This is a genomic window from Streptomyces venetus, assembly GCF_039540295.1.
Taxonomy (GTDB): domain Bacteria; phylum Actinomycetota; class Actinomycetes; order Streptomycetales; family Streptomycetaceae; genus Streptomyces; species Streptomyces venetus.
Map to the genome: position 1 here is coordinate 1 of NZ_BAABET010000027.1, position 5195 is coordinate 5195.

2 rRNA genes are annotated in these 5195 nt (G+C 57.7%); both read right to left on the reverse strand.

Going from position 1 to position 5195, the window contains the following annotated elements:
- Positions 1 to 22 precede the first annotated feature (22 nt).
- Positions 23 to 3145, reverse strand: a 23S ribosomal RNA gene (locus ABEA82_RS38550).
- Between the two features lie 307 nt (positions 3146 to 3452).
- Positions 3453 to 4978: ribosomal RNA gene (locus ABEA82_RS38555) — 16S ribosomal RNA — on the reverse strand.
- Together the 16S and 23S rRNA genes form the textbook arrangement of a ribosomal RNA operon.
- Positions 4979 to 5195: the final 217 nt, after the last annotated feature.

Here is a 5195-nt window from a genome sequence, read left to right on the forward strand (position 1 = left end):
AACACAGTGGACGCGAGCAACTGAGGACAAGCCCTCGGCCTATTAGTACCGGTCACCTCCACACGTTACCGTGCTTCCAGATCCGGCCTATCAACCCAGTCGTCTACTGGGAGCCTTACCCCATCAAGTGGGTGGGAGTCCTCATCTCGAAGCAGGCTTCCCGCTTAGATGCTTTCAGCGGTTATCCCTCCCGAACGTAGCCAACCAGCCATGCCCTTGGCAGAACAACTGGCACACCAGAGGTTCGTCCGTCCCGGTCCTCTCGTACTAGGGACAGCCCTTCTCAAGACTCCTACGCGCACAGCGGATAGGGACCGAACTGTCTCACGACGTTCTAAACCCAGCTCGCGTACCGCTTTAATGGGCGAACAGCCCAACCCTTGGGACCGACTCCAGCCCCAGGATGCGACGAGCCGACATCGAGGTGCCAAACCATCCCGTCGATATGGACTCTTGGGGAAGATCAGCCTGTTATCCCCGGGGTACCTTTTATCCGTTGAGCGACGGCGCTTCCACAAGCCACCGCCGGATCACTAGTCCCGACTTTCGTCCCTGCTCGACCCGTCGGTCTCACAGTCAAGCTCCCTTGTGCACTTACACTCAACACCTGATTGCCAACCAGGCTGAGGGAACCTTTGGGCGCCTCCGTTACTCTTTAGGAGGCAACCGCCCCAGTTAAACTACCCATCAGACACTGTCCCTGATCCGGATCACGGACCCAGGTTAGACATCCAGCACGACCAGACTGGTATTTCAACGACGACTCCACCCACACTGGCGTGTGAGCTTCACAGTCTCCCAGCTATCCTACACAAGCCGAACCGAACACCAATATCAAACTGTAGTAAAGGTCCCGGGGTCTTTCCGTCCTGCTGCGCGAAACGAGCATCTTTACTCGTAGTGCAATTTCACCGGGCCTATGGTTGAGACAGTCGAGAAGTCGTTACGCCATTCGTGCAGGTCGGAACTTACCCGACAAGGAATTTCGCTACCTTAGGATGGTTATAGTTACCACCGCCGTTTACTGGCGCTTAAGTTCTCAGCTTCGCCCAGACGAATCTGAGCTAACCGGTCCCCTTAACGTTCCAGCACCGGGCAGGCGTCAGTCCGTATACATCGCCTTACGGCTTCGCACGGACCTGTGTTTTTAGTAAACAGTCGCTTCTCGCTGGTCTCTGCGGCCACCCCCAGCTCAGGGCGTAAAGCCCATCACCAGGTGTGGCCCCCCTTCTCCCGAAGTTACGGGGGCATTTTGCCGAGTTCCTTAACCATAGTTCACCCGAACGCCTCGGTATTCTCTACCTGACCACCTGAGTCGGTTTAGGGTACGGGCCGCCATGAAACTCGCTAGAGGCTTTTCTCGACAGCATAGGATCATCCACTTCACCACAATCGGCTCGGCATCAGGTCTCAGCCACAAGTGCGACGGATTTACCTATCGCACGGCCTACACCCTTACCCCGGGACAACCACCGCCCGGGATGGACTACCTTCCTGCGTCACCCCATCACTCACCTACTAACCGCTTGGTTCAGCGGCTCCACCACTCCGTGCTTGTCCGAAGACGCACACGACGGCTTCACGGCCTTAGCATCACGATGCTCGATGTTTGACGCTTCACAGCGGGTACCGGAATATCAACCGGTTATCCATCGACTACGCCTGTCGGCCTCGCCTTAGGTCCCGACTTACCCTGGGCAGATCAGCTTGACCCAGGAACCCTTAGTCAATCGGCGCACACGTTTCTCACGTGTGAATCGCTACTCATGCCTGCATTCTCACTCGTCAACCGTCCACAACTACCTTCCGGTGCTGCTTCACCCGGCAGACGACGCTCCCCTACCCATCACAGCCGGCGTTGGCCGTATATGCTGCAATGACACGACTTCGGCGGTACGCTTGAGCCCCGCTACATTGTCGGCGCGGAATCACTAGACCAGTGAGCTATTACGCACTCTTTCAAGGGTGGCTGCTTCTAAGCCAACCTCCTGGTTGTCTCTGCGACTCCACATCCTTTCCCACTTAGCGTACGCTTAGGGGCCTTAGTCGATGCTCTGGGCTGTTTCCCTCTCGACCATGGAGCTTATCCCCCACAGTCTCACTGCCGCGCTCTCACTTACCGGCATTCGGAGTTTGGCTAAGGTCAGTAACCCGGTAGGGCCCATCGCCTATCCAGTGCTCTACCTCCGGCAAGAAACACACGACGCTGCACCTAAATGCATTTCGGGGAGAACCAGCTATCACGGAGTTTGATTGGCCTTTCACCCCTAACCACAGGTCATCCCCCAGGTTTTCAACCCTGGTGGGTTCGGTCCTCCACGAAGTCTTACCTCCGCTTCAACCTGCCCATGGCTAGATCACTCCGCTTCGGGTCTTGAGCGTGCTACTCAAACGCCCTATTCGGACTCGCTTTCGCTACGGCTTCCCCACACGGGTTAACCTCGCAACACACCGCAAACTCGCAGGCTCATTCTTCAAAAGGCACGCAGTCACGAGAACAAGGCAAGCCTCGTTCCGACGCTCCCACGGCTTGTAGGCACACGGTTTCAGGTACTATTTCACTCCCCTCCCGGGGTACTTTTCACCATTCCCTCACGGTACTATCCGCTATCGGTCACCAGGGAATATTTAGGCTTAGCGGGTGGTCCCGCCAGATTCACACGGGATTTCTCGGGCCCCGTGCTACTTGGGTGTCTCTCAAACGAGCCGCTGACGTTTCGACTACGGGGGTCTTACCCTCTACGCCGGACCTTTCGCATGTCCTTCGCCTACATCAACGGTTTCTGACTCGTCTCACGGCCGGCAGACCGTAAAAGAGAGATCCCACAACCCCGTATGCGCAACCCCTGCCGGGTCTCACACGCATACGGTTTGGCCTCATCCAGTTTCGCTCGCCACTACTCCCGGAATCACGGTTGTTTTCTCTTCCTGCGGGTACTGAGATGTTTCACTTCCCCGCGTTCCCTCCACACTGCCTATGTGTTCAGCAGCGGGTGACAGCCCATGACGACTGCCGGGTTTCCCCATTCGGAAACCCCCGGATCAAAGCCTGGTTGACGACTCCCCGGGGACTATCGTGGCCTCCCACGTCCTTCATCGGTTCCTGGTGCCAAGGCATCCACCGTGCGCCCTTAAAAACTTGGCCACAGATGCTCGCGTCCACTGTGCAGTTCTCAAACAACGACCAGCCACCCATCACCCCGAACCCTTACGGTCCGAGTGCACTGGGGCCGGCGAATGAGGAAAGTTCATTCCCTCAGACACCCAACAGCGTGCCCGACACGATCAGCTGACCAGATCAGCGTTCCACGCCCCGAAGAGCAGTACTAGCGCCTGATCCATCCTGGATCGTGCCGAGTAGTCAACGTTCCACCCATGAGCAACCAGCATCAGACGTTCGCTGATGTACTGGCCTCTGAACCAGGCAAGCCCGGCTTAGAAGTGCTCCTTAGAAAGGAGGTGATCCAGCCGCACCTTCCGGTACGGCTACCTTGTTACGACTTCGTCCCAATCGCCAGTCCCACCTTCGACAGCTCCCTCCCACAAGGGGTTGGGCCACCGGCTTCGGGTGTTACCGACTTTCGTGACGTGACGGGCGGTGTGTACAAGGCCCGGGAACGTATTCACCGCAGCAATGCTGATCTGCGATTACTAGCGACTCCGACTTCATGGGGTCGAGTTGCAGACCCCAATCCGAACTGAGACCGGCTTTTTGAGATTCGCTCCACCTCGCGGTATCGCAGCTCATTGTACCGGCCATTGTAGCACGTGTGCAGCCCAAGACATAAGGGGCATGATGACTTGACGTCGTCCCCACCTTCCTCCGAGTTGACCCCGGCGGTCTCCCGTGAGTCCCCAGCACCACAAGGGCCTGCTGGCAACACGGGACAAGGGTTGCGCTCGTTGCGGGACTTAACCCAACATCTCACGACACGAGCTGACGACAGCCATGCACCACCTGTACACCGACCACAAGGGGGCGCCTGTCTCCAGACGTTTCCGGTGTATGTCAAGCCTTGGTAAGGTTCTTCGCGTTGCGTCGAATTAAGCCACATGCTCCGCCGCTTGTGCGGGCCCCCGTCAATTCCTTTGAGTTTTAGCCTTGCGGCCGTACTCCCCAGGCGGGGCACTTAATGCGTTAGCTGCGGCACGGACAACGTGGAATGTTGCCCACACCTAGTGCCCACCGTTTACGGCGTGGACTACCAGGGTATCTAATCCTGTTCGCTCCCCACGCTTTCGCTCCTCAGCGTCAGTATCGGCCCAGAGATCCGCCTTCGCCACCGGTGTTCCTCCTGATATCTGCGCATTTCACCGCTACACCAGGAATTCCGATCTCCCCTACCGAACTCTAGCCTGCCCGTATCGACTGCAGACCCGGGGTTAAGCCCCGGGCTTTCACAACCGACGCGACAAGCCGCCTACGAGCTCTTTACGCCCAATAATTCCGGACAACGCTCGCGCCCTACGTATTACCGCGGCTGCTGGCACGTAGTTAGCCGGCGCTTCTTCTGCAGGTACCGTCACTTTCGCTTCTTCCCTGCTGAAAGAGGTTTACAACCCGAAGGCCGTCATCCCTCACGCGGCGTCGCTGCATCAGGCTTTCGCCCATTGTGCAATATTCCCCACTGCTGCCTCCCGTAGGAGTCTGGGCCGTGTCTCAGTCCCAGTGTGGCCGGTCGCCCTCTCAGGCCGGCTACCCGTCGTCGCCTTGGTGAGCCATTACCTCACCAACAAGCTGATAGGCCGCGGGCTCATCCTGCACCGCCGGAGCTTTCCACCATCACGGATGCCCGCGATGGTCAATATCCGGTATTAGACCCCGTTTCCAGGGCTTGTCCCAGAGTGCAGGGCAGATTGCCCACGTGTTACTCACCCGTTCGCCACTAATCCACCCCGAAGGGCTTCATCGTTCGACTTGCATGTGTTAAGCACGCCGCCAGCGTTCGTCCTGAGCCAGGATCAAACTCTCCGTGAATGTGTACCGGTAATCCGGTCGACACCACGAGAGCGGAACAGTCAGGCGGAATAAGCCCGACCGTTCACAGCGTCCTCGCTGTGTTTATTTCAAAGGAACCTCGTCCCAGCCTGATGGCCGGAGACGGGGTATCAACATATCTGGCGTTGACTTTTGGCACGCTGTTGAGTTCTCAAGGAACGGTCGCTTCCTTTGTACTCACCCTCTCGGGCTTTCC